General features: G+C 56.5%; 7 protein-coding genes. All 7 read right to left on the bottom strand.

Translation table 11 applies throughout. The annotated features are described in order from the left end of the window. Positions 1–76: 76 nt before the first annotated feature. The 7 genes from KGP16_RS00875 to bcsB all read right to left on the bottom strand — a co-directional run bounded on the left by KGP16_RS00875 (position 77) and on the right by bcsB (position 14,234). Positions 77–1,573, bottom strand: a complete 1,497-nt coding sequence (locus KGP16_RS00875; RefSeq protein ID WP_223500659.1) for a pitrilysin family protein — start codon at positions 1,571–1,573, stop codon at positions 77–79. Between the two features lie 319 nt (positions 1,574–1,892). Then, positions 1,893–3,185, bottom strand: a complete 1,293-nt coding sequence (locus tag KGP16_RS00870) for a dicarboxylate/amino acid:cation symporter (RefSeq protein ID WP_223500657.1) — start codon at positions 3,183–3,185, stop codon at positions 1,893–1,895. 296 nt (positions 3,186–3,481) lie between these two features. Further along, the gene (locus KGP16_RS00865; RefSeq protein ID WP_223500656.1) at positions 3,482–4,861 is read right to left on the bottom strand and encodes a DASS family sodium-coupled anion symporter; all 1,380 of its coding nucleotides are present in this window, start codon (positions 4,859–4,861) and stop codon (positions 3,482–3,484) included. A 140-nt stretch (positions 4,862–5,001) separates the two neighbouring features. Beyond that, the gene (gene hmsP / locus KGP16_RS00860) at positions 5,002–7,014 is read right to left on the bottom strand and encodes a biofilm formation regulator HmsP (protein ID WP_223500654.1); all 2,013 of its coding nucleotides are present in this window, start codon (positions 7,012–7,014) and stop codon (positions 5,002–5,004) included. Positions 7,015–7,348: 334 nt separating this feature from the next. Then, positions 7,349–10,822 carry a cellulose synthase complex outer membrane protein BcsC gene (gene bcsC, locus KGP16_RS00855; RefSeq protein ID WP_223500653.1) on the bottom strand — a complete coding sequence of 1,158 codons (3,474 nt, stop codon included), beginning with the start codon at positions 10,820–10,822 and terminating at the stop codon, positions 7,349–7,351. After that, complete coding sequence (bcsZ, locus tag KGP16_RS00850; RefSeq protein WP_059201913.1) at positions 10,804–11,916, bottom strand: cellulose synthase complex periplasmic endoglucanase BcsZ; 1,113 nt, start codon at positions 11,914–11,916, stop codon at positions 10,804–10,806. The genes bcsC and bcsZ overlap by 19 nt, the downstream gene beginning before the upstream one ends. A gap of 8 nt (positions 11,917–11,924) precedes the next feature. Further along, on the bottom strand, positions 11,925–14,234 hold the full coding sequence (gene bcsB, locus KGP16_RS00845; RefSeq protein WP_223500652.1) for a cellulose biosynthesis cyclic di-GMP-binding regulatory protein BcsB: 2,310 nt from the start codon (positions 14,232–14,234) through the stop codon (positions 11,925–11,927). Positions 14,235–14,267: the final 33 nt, after the last annotated feature.

Raw genomic sequence — 14,267 nt, 5'->3', positions numbered from 1 at the left:
TTCACCATGTCCTTGAACACCTGTCTACCATGTCCCCGGTCTGTACAGGGAGAGGGTTGGGGTGAGGGGTCAATGATTACTGTGCACTGGCTTCCGGTGCTGCGGTAGCCGCTTCCGCCGGTTTTGGCTCTTCACTCACTACGGCCGGTGCTGGCGCCATGATGCCGTTATAGGTTTCCTGTAGCTGCTTCATATTCATCTCCGGCTCCCCCTTAGGCTGTAATAGCACCAAGGTGGCATCCTGCGACAGTTGCAGCTTCAGTTCCTGATTCAGCGATTCCAGCGTCAGCGACGACAAGAAGGCCTGACGCAGCTTCTGGTATTGCTCCGGAGCGATATCCACTACGCCACTTTGCTGTGAACGCAGACGCTGGCTCATCAGCACGTCGGTATCAGTGCGGGCATAGGTGGCAAACAGTTTGCTCAACTGATCGGTTTTCTGTGCCAGCAAGGCATTGAACTCATCCTGAGACAGGCCGTTGTTACGCACATTAGCCAATTCGCGGGCAATAAAGGCCAGTCCGCTGTTCAGATTATCATTCGGTGAATTCAGATGGATCGCACACTGGGCGCGTTGGTACTGCACCCGGCAGTCAAAGCCCAGCTTGATGTTTTTCTGCTCGCTCTTTTGCAGCACCTGCTGAATGTGCCAGAACAGGGCTTCACGGGCCATATCACTGCGCCAGTAACGGCTCAGGCTTTGCGAATCGCGAATCGGATGCCATGGCGTATCCCACATGATCGACAGCGTATCCTGCTTCACCTGATCGCTGATCAGACTGACTGGCTGCGGCGGCAGAGGAGTCAGGGTTGGCATAGTTGCCGGCGCTTCGCGCTTGCCTTGGAGAGGCGAGAACGCCTTGTTGATCTGTTCGGTCAGGCTACGGCTATCAACTTTACCCACCACGTATAACGTCATGGCATCTGGGGTATACCACTGCTGATAAAATTTCTGCAGTTGCTCGATATTGACAGGCCGCTTGACCAATTGGCCCGGATCGTGTGCCAGTAACGTTGAGCCTTTCAGGCGATAACGCCACCAGCTGTCTTTGGGATCCGGCGGGAAGATACCGATAGGATCCATATTGGCATTCATCACCGCCTCTACCGTTGGCTCATCGATAGCCAGCTTACCCGTGGTATCCGCCAGCCAGGCCAGCGCCTCTTTCAACAGATCGGGGCGGTTATTGGGCAGGCTAAGGTTGTAGATGGTGAAATCATAAGAGCTAATGGCTGGCGGCAATGGCCGTTCACTGTCCACGCTCTGTTGCCACAGCGACTGTAGCTGCGGCTGGGTAAAACTCTCGCTGCGCGTAATCGCAATACGCGGCAGCAAATGGGCAAAACCGATCTGCTGGGCCGACTCCACCAGCGATCCGGTATTGACCATCAACCTTAACTCAACGCGATCGCTCGGGCGCTGTGGTGTATCAAGGATCTGCCAAGAAAAACCGTTATTCAGCTGCCCCTGCTGCCAGGCAGGATCAGGTTGTAGCGCTTCAGCGTGCACGCTGCCGTTGGCCGCAACCAACAGCAGCCCACCCACTAAAAGACGAATTCTGGTGCCCTGCATGTGAACCCCTACTTAATGACTAGCCAATTTTTTATGCAAATACGGATATTCCGTTCATTGGAATATAAGGCATCGTCTCGCCGCGATGTTGACGAGTACGGCCTGAACTGTGCGTGGCACAGCAACGATCACACCCTGAGTTTCACCGTAGGGCGGAAAGCGCAAAGTGTACCATTCTGTTAGACCGCGCGCCTTGGCGGATGTCACTCATCACAGTGAAAAATAATAGCTGTAGGGTGTTATGGAGAAAAAATGAACGAGAAGCAAGGGGAAATGACATCGGCTGCCATGGCAGCCGATGTTGAAAGCAGGAAAAAACTTAGACGGAAGGCAGCTTTTTGTCAGTAGCAACCTTATCTGTTCTGTTATTCAGCACGTCTTGCAGCTGCTTCTCATCCAGTTGGTTACACCATTTGGCCACCACTACCGTCGCCACACCGTTACCGACCAGGTTGGTCAAGGCGCGAGCTTCTGACATAAAGCGGTCGATACCGAGGATCAGCGCCAGACCGGCCAGCGGCAAATGCCCTACTGCCGAAATGGTCGCTGCCAGTACGATAAAGCCACTGCCGGTCACCCCTGCAGCCCCTTTCGAGGAGAGCAGCAACACTACCAACAAGGTCACCTGATGCATGATGTCCATATGGGTGTTGGTTGCCTGGGCGATAAACACCGCCGCCATCGTCAGGTAGATCGAGGTACCGTCAAGGTTGAACGAGTAGCCCGTCGGGATCACCAGCCCCACCACCGATTTCTTGCATCCCAGATTCTCCATTTTATCGAGCATGCGCGGCAGCACAGATTCGGAAGACGAAGTACCCAGTACGATCAGTAGTTCTTCTTTGATATAGCGAATAAATTTGAAGATGTTGAAGCCGTTGTAACGGGCAATCGAGCCCAGCACCACCACCACAAACAGCACGCAGGTGACATAGAAGCAGACTATCAACTGGCCCAGTTGCAACAGGGTGCCCACACCGTATTTACCGATAGTGAACGCCATGGCACCAAAAGCCCCCAGCGGCGCCAGGCGCATAATCATATTGATGATGCCGAAAATGACACGGGAGAAGCTGTCGATGACGTTAAAGATCACCTGACCTTTCTCACCCAGGCGATGCAGAGCAAAACCGAACAGTACCGCAAACAGCAGCACCTGCAAGATGTTGCCGCTGGCAAAGGCACCTACCACGCTACCCGGGATAATATCCAACAGGAAAGGCACGATGCCCTGCTGCGAAGCCTGCTCGGCATAGACTGCTACCGCTTTGGCATCCAGCGTTCCCGCATCGACGTTCATCCCGGCACCGGGTTGCACCACATTAACAATCACCAGGCCGATCAGCAACGCAATGGTACTGACGATTTCAAAGTACAGCAGGGCAATCGCCCCGGTACGGCCCACGGCCTTCATGCTCTCCATGCCCGCGATGCCGGTCACCACAGTACAGAAAATCACCGGAGCGATAATCATTTTGATTAATTTAACAAATCCATCACCCAGGGGTTTCATCTGGGCACCGAGGTCAGGGTAGAAATGGCCAAGCAGGATCCCCAGCGTAATCGCTGTTAACACCTGAAAATAGAGGCTTTTAAATATAGTTGTTTTCATTAGCACATCCTTTGGGGGGAGACAACGCGGCAGCCGGGCAATCACTCGTCCGTCCTGTTTTATCGCTTGCGCGGAAAATAACACCCCTATAACAACATGGAAATAACTTGTTGGAAAAATCCAGGCCTATTGGTGTGAATTTAAGAGCTGAAACGCGTCAGTCAGTGTACAACTTCCGGCCTTACGTCAACTTTCCTTTGCATTAACTCAGATTAGATAACGGTAGAAACTATTTTTTGACTAGTAAATTAAGCGAACTCTCCCGCCCGAAAAGTACCGGGCGGGAGGATAGAAACTCAGCGCCAGATAAACCAGGCGAACAGGCTCACCACCAGAACACAAACTATGTTCAGCCAGAAACCAACCTTGACCATTTCACTTTGCCGTATTTCACCGGTGCCATAAACAATTGCATTCGGTGGTGTCGCCACTGGCAGCATAAAGGCGCAGGAAGCCCCGATGCCAATCACAATGGTCAGCAATGCCGAAGGCATCCCCAAAGCCTCGGCAACCGTCGCAAACACCGGCACCAGCAGCGCTGCGCTGGCGGTATTGCTGGTGAATTCTGTCAGGAATATGATGAAAGTCGCCACAGCCAGAATGATGATAAACCAGTGGCTGGCACCGAACAGTGTTGCCATGCCGTGCGCCATCACGGCGCTAGCCCCTGAATCTTTCAGGATCACACTCAGCGTTAATCCACCGCCGAACAGCATCAGCACTCCCCAATCAGTGTTCTGCTGGATCTGCGCCCAACTGGCCACTCCGCTGATACCGATCAATACCGCAGCACCTACCGCCACCACGGTATCAAACTGCTTCAATCCCCCCAGGGCCGCGCTGATATGGCTGCTGAAAATCCAGCACACTACGGTGAGCAGGAAAATACCGAGTGTCATCTGACGCACTGGCGTCCAAGAGAAGCTTTCCAATGTGATTTCAAAGCGATGACTCAGTCTTGGCCGCAACATGACGTACAGCGTAGCCACCATCAATGGCATCAATACCAGCATCACTGGCACACCAAACTTCATCCAGCCGATGAAATCCAGCCCCAGCTGAGCCGCCGCGATAGCATTGGGCGGGCTGCCAACCATGGTACCCAGCCCGCCAATGCTGGCACTGTAGGCGATACCCAATAGCAGAAAGACGTAAGTGTTATGCTCGCGTTGGCGATCCAGATTACTCAAAATACCCATCGCCAATGGCAGCATCATAGCAGCGGTGGCAGTGTTGCTGATCCACATAGAAAGTAGGGCAGTGGCACCAAACAGCATCAGAGCAGCCACCAGCATCCGGCCTTTGGCAAGCAACAGCAGCCGGTTGGCGATCAGCCGATCAATCTTCTGGATATGCAGTGCAGTGGCCAGCGCAAAACCGCCAAAGAACAGGAAAATGGTGGGATTGGCAAAGGAAGCCAGCGCCTTATCCACATTCATCATGCCCATACCTACCGCCATAACGGGAACCAGCAGTGCGGTAATGGTGACGTGCACGGCCTCGGTAAGCCATAGAATGCCGATAAACACCAGCAAGGCCAGGCCCATATTCTCCTTAGCGCTAAACGGCAGGGTTTGCAGTAGAACCACAAACAGCAACAAGTCGGCCACCAGGATACACAACCCCCGACGGGTGGCGGGTGATGAGGTAGAAGATTTAAGCGGTATGTCAGCCATGGTGTCGTTCCCTTTTATTGCTAAGATCCTGAATTTACGGATAGAGTAAAGGGAATGGCTTTTGCGGTTGAGATAATGATCTAATTTTTGTGAACATTAACACATTAGAAACAAATTTCATTGCCGATTTTCCACTGAGGTCACGCTTCGGCAACGCAGGCAAACTGCGCTTCAAACTCCTTGCGGGGTAAGGGCTTAGCAAACAGGAAGCCCTGGCCAGTACGAATACCGTGCTGTAATAGCCAGTCTCGCTGCGCCGCGGTTTCCACCCCTTCCGCCATTACCGGCAGGTTAAGCACCTCGGAAATCGAGCTGACGATCCGCACCATCGCATCGTCCTCTGGCAGGCCATCGATAAAGCTTTTGTCGATTTTAATCAGATCGATCGGCAAGGATTTCAGACGATTGAGGTAATTCAGGCTGGCATAGCCCATGCCAAAATCATCCAAGGCGATCAACACGCCTAAATCATGCAACTGACGTAGTAATTCCAACGCCTCATCAAGGTCGTGGATACGCACCGTCTCGGTGATTTCCAGCAGCAGCTTATGCGGGTCGATCTGGTGCTCGGCCAGCAGCCGTTTCAACTGGGGCACAAAGTCTTTATGCTGCAGCTGGATCGGCGAAATATTTACCGCCAACGGCAACGTGATGCCCTGGGATTGCCACGCGGCCAGAATACGGCATGACTCTTCCAGCACCCAGTTACCCAGTGGCACGATCACGTCCAACTCCTCCGCCAGCGGGATCACATCCGCCGGGAGAATAATCTGCCCGTCTGGCAGTTGCCAACGCAGCAGGGCTTCCGCGCCGGTCACCTGATTGGTTTGCATATCCCACTGCGGTTGCAGGAATAGCGCAAACTGACCTTGCTCCAAGGCCTGCAAGATCTCGCTTTCCTGCGTCAGACGTTTTTGGGTTTTTTCGGTCAGGCAAGGTTCGAAGAACAGGATCTGATTTTTACCCTCACGATGCGCCGACATCATGGCCGAGGTGGCACTACGCAGCAGTTGCTCCGCGCTTTCCCCCGAATTGGGATAATGGGCAATGCCGATACTGGCGCTTGGCCGCAGCGGCATCTTCTGTTGCAGGTTCAGTGGCGCGTTGATGGCCGCCATCACTCTTCTGGCCAACTGCATGGCGTGAATGGGTTGCTCAATATTTTTCGCCAGGATGGCAAACTCGGCATTGCTCAGCTGTGCCAGCACGCAGTCCACGCCGATAACCTGACGCAGCTTTTTCGCCAGCGTCAGCAACAGCGCTTCACGCATGGATGGGTTCAGCGCGCCGGAGGCTTCATGCAGGGTTTCGATCCCCACGACCAACAGATTAAAGCGCGGTGGCCGCATACTGGCAGCAATATGCTCTTCAAGCAGCGCAGCAAACAGCACCGGATTGGGTAATTCGGTCATCGAGTTATGGGTGCTCAGGCGGCTCATGGCGGTATGCGCCTTGGCCAGCGTTTGCTGGTTGCGGTTGTAATTGCGCACCAGCAAGCCCAATTCATCGTCCTGATGTTGGGCTGGCAACATCAGTTGATGGTAAGGGAGATCTTCCTGAGGGACATTTTCCAGTTCGCGCGCCATGGCTCGCAATGGATAAACCAACAGCCGGTTCATGCACCAGCTAACGGCAATCGACAGGATCAGCGCCAACAGCAGATAGGTCGACAGCATGGTCGATAACGTGCTGAGGATAAACTGATACATGCGGTACGAATCGGCCTGCAACACCAGATAGGCCAGCGGCTGAGGGTTGGCAGGCACCCGCTCAAGCGAATAGAGCGGCACAGAAATCTGTACCGGCAGCTCAAAGATACGCGCCACTAGCGCAGGGACCGGGCGTTCCGGCGGGAAATTGGCATGCAGCGCCTGAAACTCGTTCGGCAGGACGATATCCGCTCGGGTGAGGATCCCCACTGGCTGCAGAGAGTTGAGCACGCGTTTGGTTTCCGGCACATCCATCCGCAGCACGGCTTCTGCCAGAGGCTGACGCACGGCCTGGGCTACATTCTCCAGTTGCTGAGCGTAGTCATCCCTGCGCTGATGCACAAAGTGGAATAACTGGATCACGATGAAGATACAGATCGTCACCAGTGCCACACCAGACACCGCCGCCATCTGCTTAATCGTTAATGAACGCCTGACCCGCAAAAACCTGCACTCCTAGATTGATAAGGACGGATAGAGAGTTATGCCCCCCTCACCCTAACCCACTCCCACAGGGAGAAGGGATTGAATGCTCTAAAACCTGACTCTTGTGCCTGACCGCAGCTCCATATCAGTTCCTGCAAGGAGGGACTGGGGTAAGGGGAAAAATTGCTTGCTGGATAAGCGGCTTGAGTATACTCGATTGCCCCGCGTGTTTTCCTTACCAACCGCCTGGTGGCAGCAGGAAAAGCGCGGGTTTCGGTATTATCCTAGCCGGAATAGCCACAGGGTAGCAAAACTACCCTGTGGGCGACACCACGAATCGACCAATTTCACGTTACTTGAAGTCGGCGTAAGGCGTCAGCGGCTGCGGTGGCAGATCGAGATCGCCCTGCCAACCGGCGAGCGAGTAACGCAGATAAATCAACGCATGGCTCGGGGTATAGTCTTTAGCCTGTTGAATATCGATGCCGGCCCCCAGCGTCCAATGGGAACTGAGGCGGCGTTCGATCAGAGCTCGCAGCGTGTAGCCCACGCCAGAGGAGGAGCCACCACTTTCCACTGCGTCCCTGTCTGGCAGGGAGCTTGGGATCAGTCCTTGCAGGGGATAGCGTTTTTCATCGTTGGTTTTCGAGTGCGAGATCGACACCGATCCCCCCACTTCCCACGACCAGTTTTCCGTGCGCTGGCGATAGTTCACCGGCACCGCCAGCGAAACATATTGCTGCGGGCTGTAATAGCCCCCCTGCCCAAGAGAGTAACCGCTCAAGTCCTTCTGATAGTGCCAGAGCATGGTGCTCAGCCCAACGGTGGCACGGCGGTTATCTTCGTTTATCACCTTATAGTAATAACCGGCCATCAAGCGCTGGCGCTGGTTATCCTCGACATTCTGGCCGGTAAGCTGATGAGCACTGAGATCGGCCCACACGCCGTTGGCTTCACCGCGATCGTAGCTGGCGCTCAGGTTGATACCGGTAGCACGTACGCCGCCCCAGGTAGTGCCGGTGTTCGGATCGCGCGTCCCGCCGAAGGCCAACAGCGAGCTGGTAATCGGCCGCCGTGAGGCGCCCAGCGTCCAACCGATATGATTCCAGTCACCGCTATAGGCCACGCCGCCGACCCAATCCACCACCTCAAATCCCATCGGGGTAGTGCCGATATCGGTTTGCCAATGGTCGTTGGCCCAACCGGCCGCCACGCTAGTGCCGGTGGTTTTTTGCCGTTCGTTACCGCTGCAACCCTGCGTGTTACAGGTGCCAAAGGTTTCGAAGTACTTGCCGTTATTATCGGTCGAGAAGCTGCCCGCGTTCAGTTGGACGGTGTCGGTTCGCAGGAACGCCCGGCCGTCATACAGCGGCATATCCAACTGCAACATGGTGTCATGTGCCTGATAATCCGAGATGCCACCGGTGCCGCTCGAACGCCAGTAGTCATGATCGAGCGTGACCCTGACGTCCTGTTGGCGATAAAGATCGGCGGCATCGGAGCGAATGCCGCGTTTTAGCCAGTCATCCTTCGCGTTATTGCGGGTCAGACGGGTATAACCGTCATTATCCTCAGGAACCGTTGGCGCAATGCCGCTGGCCACCATCGCCTGGCGATAATCCTGCTGCGCCGGTTGCGGTTGCAACTGCTTTTGTTCCAGCCTGGCAGCATCACGATACACCAAGGCTTTGGCCTGTCCCGGCGGCTCTTGCTGGGCAGCCACTTTTAACCGTGTGAAGATGTTGGTCGCTTTCTGCGGCTCACCCACCGCCGTCCAGGCATTGGCAACACGGCGCTGGCCATTGATCGACTCGTCCGGTTGCACCGGTACCGTTTGCAGCCGTTGGCGGGCCTCGCTCAGCTGACCTTGAGCCACATAGGCTTCAATCTCCCCCAAACGCGCATCCGGATTATTCGGCTCACGAGCACGCACCCGCTGATAATCCGCCAGCGCCTCGTCATACTCTCCCCGCTCCAGCGCCCAGTCAGCCAAGGTCAGGTCGATGCGCGTTGCCGGGGGCTGCTGGCGCAGATAGGCGATGGCTGCGGATTCATCACCAGCCGTTCGGAGCCGTTCAGCATGATCGAGCGTGGCCTGCATCTGCAAGCGCTGTGCCATCTCACGCATCCCGTCGTTCCACTGCGCTTTGGGCAATGTATTCAACTGGGCCAACGCCTGGTTATCACGATCGCTGCCAGCCAGGTACAGCGCATAAGCGTAAACCTGCTGCGGATCGCCGGACTTCTTCGCGGCCAGTTGACGCATCAGCACGTCGGCCTGCTGCGGTTGCCCGGCCTGACGCAGAGTTTGCGCATAGTGGTAAGTCAGCCAGACTTCATCAGGATCCTTCTGGTGCGCCTGCCGGTACTTTTCCGCCGCCTCTGGCCACTGCTGTCGCTGGGCCAGTTCGTCGGCCTGCTGTTTGAGCATATCCAATTGCAGCCCGTCGAGAGTGCTGCGCAGCTTGTTCTGCTGCCCCCGAGGCAGACCATTAAGGTAGGCCAGCGCTTTTTGTGGCGACTGCCGCTGGTAGATATTCACCAAGCCCCGCACCGCGCTACCGCTGCCCGGATCCAGGCGCAGAGCCTGCTGATAATAACGCTCGGCGGCAGCATCATCCTTACGGGCGACGGCAACGTCGCCCAGGCCGATCAACGCATCGCTGTCACTGTTATCAATCTGCCGTGCCTGCTGGTATTGTTGCTGTGCCAACGGCAGGTTATTGGCCTTTAACGCCTTGTCACCCGCATCGATCGCCAGCCAGTAACGGGTGGTTTTGATCAGGCTCTGCCATTTGCTGCTGTCGTAGTTATCCTTGTCTGCCTTCTGCGCCTGTTGGAACAGGCTCAACGCCTGCTGCCGGTTGCCGGCGCGGGAATAGGCCAAGCCAAGTGCGCCAAGCACTTCGGCATCATTAGGCGCACTCGATAGCGCTTTTTTCAGTTCCGGGATTGCCGCACGACCGCCGCCTTTATTCACCTGCGCCAGCCCGGTCATGCGCGCGCGATAGGCCGGATCGGCCAACAGCGTCCGCTGGCGCGCCAGTTCCTGTTGTGCGCTAATCACCTGTTCACCACTTTCAAACACGCCGAGGAAACGGTTCAACGCCGCCACGCTCTGCGGGCTGACCGGCAACGCTTTGACCTGTTCCAACCACAAGTCCGCCGCAGAACCGCGGCCCGCGGGATCGGCTGCCACTTGCTGTAACAGTTCATAGGCCTGAGCGTCGCGATCCTGGCTGAACAGCATCCGCGCCAGCGCCATGCGCAGCGTGATGTTGCCGGGATATTGCCGATCCAGCGCCTGTAGTTGCTTTGTCGCTGCTAATTCCTGGCCGGGTAGCCTGGCCACCAGACGCCAATACTCCACCGCCAGATCGAGCGTTGGCAGATTGCCGTGAAACAGCTCGTCGTACTGGGCTTTAGCCTCCGGCAAGCGCCCTGCGGCCGCCATCAGGCGTGCCTGTTGCAGCTTCTGGCGGGTTTCCGGCTGGGTCAGCAGCATGTTCATTTCTGCCTGGCGGAACACCGGCGATTGTGGTGCCACCCCCTTCAGCTTATCCAACTGTTGCTGCGCCAAGACCTGATTCCCCTGCCGCAACGCCAGGCGCATTCGCGCCGCTATCACATCAGGATTATTCGGATCCATCAGCTCAAGACGATACAGCGATTGACGTACCAGTTCATCTTTGTTGCTGGCTTCGCCGATGCGTACCTGCTCAAGCAGCCATTGCTCCGGGGCAACGCTCTCGGCACTCTGCGCCTGCGGCAGCAAAGCCAGACTTAAAGGAAACAGGCTTAGCCAGCCTAGTGTGAAGTTGCGCATTGGCTACTCCAGGCGGGTTGAAGTTCACCCTGACGATTGAAACGATAGCGTTGCTGATCCCATCCCTGGCCGAACAACAGCAAAGAGGCGCTGAAATAGGCATCATTACCCAGAGGGTTATCCTGAATACGTTGGCGTTGCACCGCCAGGGCATCAGGCTGTGCGGCCAATAACGGCAACATCGCGGCGGAGAAGCCTACCGGGCCAGTACCGTTGGCTTTTCCGCTAGCTGTATCGACCGTCTCCGGCACTGCACCAAGCTGGGCGGTAAGGCGTACCATCGGTTGGAACTGCTTCATCAGCGCCGCTTTATGAGGATCGTCGTCCGCCAACATCCCGGCCCAGAGATAAACGCGGATGGCGTCATAGCTGCCGACATCAGGTTTGACGGGATCGGGCTGCCAGCCTTTGCCCGCTTGCCACTCGGCCCAGTCTGGTGAAAATCCTTGCGGAGCCGTTTCCAACAGCAACCGCTGGCTGGTTTTCTGCATCGCTCGCCACGGCCCGTTCAATTGGGCAAAGCGGGCCAGCAACTGCGGCGGTAAATAGCTGGGGTTCAAGCGCCAGCGATCCTCAGCCACAAAACCCATCTTCCCCGGCAGCAGCATCAGCCCCAAACCGGGGATATTCGCCACCTCTTCACGGCCAATCCGTTGCAACAACAGCGTGCCCAATGTTTGATAGCGGCGGCTTTGCCACAGCCGCCCCGCCTCCAGCAGGTTATACGCAATCCACAGATCCGCATCGGCAGCCGAGTTGCTGTCCAGCACCTTCCAGGCCTTGTTATCATCCTGCCCCCACAACCAAGCCGGCAGATGTGCGCTCAGGTCACCAGAGGCGAGATTGTTCTCCGTCCACGCCAACAGCTTATCGAAGGCAGGCCGATCGTTGGCCACCAGCGCGAAGAACATGCCATAGCTCTGCCCTTCGGACGTGGTAATGCGCTTCGGGCTGCTGGGATCGATTACCCGCCCTTCCTCGCTAAGATAAAACTGTTGGTACTGCTGCCAGGCAGGCCAATCACAGCTTGCCGCCGTGCTGAACGCACAAAGCAACATCAGACCAGGCAGCAGGCGGCGCAGGCAAATCCCCATCATGGCAATTAATCCCGATCTTCCGGTGACAGACGACGACGGCTAAAGGCCTTCAGACCACGCCGCAGCAACAGAGCCATCATTACCACTACCAGCGCGGCTATCGCGCCCAGCAACAGTGGATGCGTCGACAACGCGAACCATATACGTTCCCACCACGGCAGATGGCCAACGTAGTAAACATCCCCCACACGCAAACTATCGACGCCGGACTCACGGATCACCGCCACGGAACCAAACATCGCCGCACGCTTACCGCTGTCTAACTGCGCATTGTTCAGTAACTCATAACCCCGTGGGCTGTCTGCCAGCAGGGCCACAATACTGCGCTGATCGTGGAACGGGGACTGCACGCCGATCACGGCCGCCATCGCCCCTTCCGAGCTGATGGTGGTTTTACTGCCCGGTGTGGCGTCGTCCTGCTGCACATCCATACTCGGCAGCGGCAGTTGGCGCATCGGCATTTTCACCCAGCTCAGCGTCGCCTCTACCAGCAGATTGATTTTCTTGTCATCACGCAGTTCCGGTGGAATGGTGCCGATCAACAGGATATCGGCGTCCTTATCCTTGGCCTGCGACCAGTCATCGGACAGCGAGAAAGCCAGCGCCGGATAACCGGTTTGCGCCCCCATGTTACCCATGGCGTTGAGCAAGGCGCTCACTTGAGCGGGTTGTGGCTGTTTGTTCACCAGCACCAACGTTTGCGACAGATCTGCCAGGCGGCTGAAAGGGAAACCGGCGTTGGCAAAGGAGCGTAGATCGGGCATGGTAATAAAGTGACGATAGCCGGAGAAATCGATGGTGGAATTGCCGTCGATCACCGCATGGTTCGGCGCCAAGGAATAGGTTTCGCAACGCCCTTCGGCACCGCTGGCCAGCAGCGTGGTGTAATCGAAGTCAAAGCGCAACTGGTTGGTCGCCCCCAACTTCAGTACCGGAATATTGACCACCTTGTCAGAATCTAGCAATCCCTGGGCCAGCGGCAGGCGCAACAGCTGTGCGCCCTTCTCATGCTCCGGCACCAGGGCATAGGACTGCACAAACTGATTGTTCAGGCTGATGCTCAGGCGGGAACCATCTTCAATACGCGGCGAGGTATAGCGGTATTTCAGCTGCATATCGATGCCGTTGCTGTGGATCAGGAACAGATCCGGCGGCAGGTTCATCGACAGTGAGATCGGCCCAGGTTCGACGCCGTTAGTCTGCAACTGCTCGGCATATTGCTGCAGTTCGCTGAACTTCATCGCACGATCGGTACGCACCCAGTTTGGCGCATCGTACGGCTGGCGAACGGCCAACTGTTCAACCTTATCCACGCTCAGATTCTGGCCACGGAACAGAATATTGCCCTGGGCGATGCCCTTCACCGCCGTGATCAGGTCGTTATCATCACGGCCCTGCACCAACAACAGCTTCACATAGGGGTTATCCGGGTGGCTGATCATCTCCACCGTCGGCCCGTTGACCGCCGGATAATCTTTCAAGAAGTCCGGGCGCTGTTTATTGGTGGCAAACACGATGGCGTGCTGGCTTGGCAAGCGGTTAAACAGCGTCGGGAAGGACTGGCCGCGCCATTGCGCCTGAGTGCCGAACCAGGAGGCCAGGATCCCCGCCGCCCGCTGTTGTTCCAAATCCGGCTGCCCGGCAAACACCATCGGCAGCGTTAATGGCCGATCGTCGCGGCTGTCAAAGAAGGGTTCCGGGAAGTGGGAAAGCTCATTTTTCACCGGCAGCGTCTGGTAACGCAGGCTCAGCGAACTGGATTTGCTGACGTCCAGCCACAGCGTGCTGTTGGCCGGGTTCTCACAGATGTTCTGGTAATGGCCGACAAACACCAGGCGAATGCGGTTAAAATCGGTGATATAGCGCGGATCGATCGGCAACTGGACACGATTCGGCTTACCCAACTGCTCCTTGGCGATGGTGATGACCCCCATCAACTCATCGTTGAGGTAGATCTTGACGTGCGACTCCACCGGGATCAGCGACGGTGAAGGGGTAAACTCCAGGTCCAGCAGCGCCTGCGAAACTACTTCGTCACTGCGCACGCTAAACTCAATCTGGCCTTCAGGGCGGGTGCCACGCAGGATAAAGGTGCCAGGCGGTGGTGCTACCTCGGTAAACGGCAGTTTTACATCGCGCACCGGCGCATCGGGTGCTTGCGGCACCACCACTCCCATAGGTTCAGTGAGCGGAGCTTCGGCCACGGTACTCGGGGGCGAAGTCACGCCAGCCGCTGGTGTGGGGGCCGTTTCCGCCTGAGATAAGCTACTGATGCCTAAGGCCAGCGCGGTAAACCAGTTTATTTTTCTCGTCATCGTATCATCATCAATGTTGGGGCCGGTTCGCCG

It is taken from the genome of Serratia sp. JSRIV006, assembly GCF_019968685.1.
Taxonomy (GTDB): domain Bacteria; phylum Pseudomonadota; class Gammaproteobacteria; order Enterobacterales; family Enterobacteriaceae; genus Chania; species Chania fonticola_B.
This window is presented reverse-complemented; position numbering and strand designations above follow the sequence as displayed.

Bases quoted from the DNA above. Each gene is read 5' to 3' on its own strand.
- bcsC (WP_223500653.1), bottom strand. From the start codon at position 10,822: ATGCGCAACTTCACACTAGGCTGGCTAAGCCTGTTTCCTTTAAGTCTG.
- bcsZ (WP_059201913.1), bottom strand. From the start codon at position 11,916: ATGGGGATTTGCCTGCGCCGCCTGCTGCCTGGTCTGATGTTGCTTTGT.
- KGP16_RS00870 (WP_223500657.1), bottom strand. From the start codon at position 3,185: ATGAAAACAACTATATTTAAAAGCCTCTATTTTCAGGTGTTAACAGCG.
- KGP16_RS00865 (WP_223500656.1), bottom strand. From the start codon at position 4,861: ATGGCTGACATACCGCTTAAATCTTCTACCTCATCACCCGCCACCCGT.
- KGP16_RS00875 (WP_223500659.1), bottom strand. From the start codon at position 1,573: ATGCAGGGCACCAGAATTCGTCTTTTAGTGGGTGGGCTGCTGTTGGTT.
- bcsB (WP_223500652.1), bottom strand. From the start codon at position 14,234: ATGACGAGAAAAATAAACTGGTTTACCGCGCTGGCCTTAGGCATCAGT.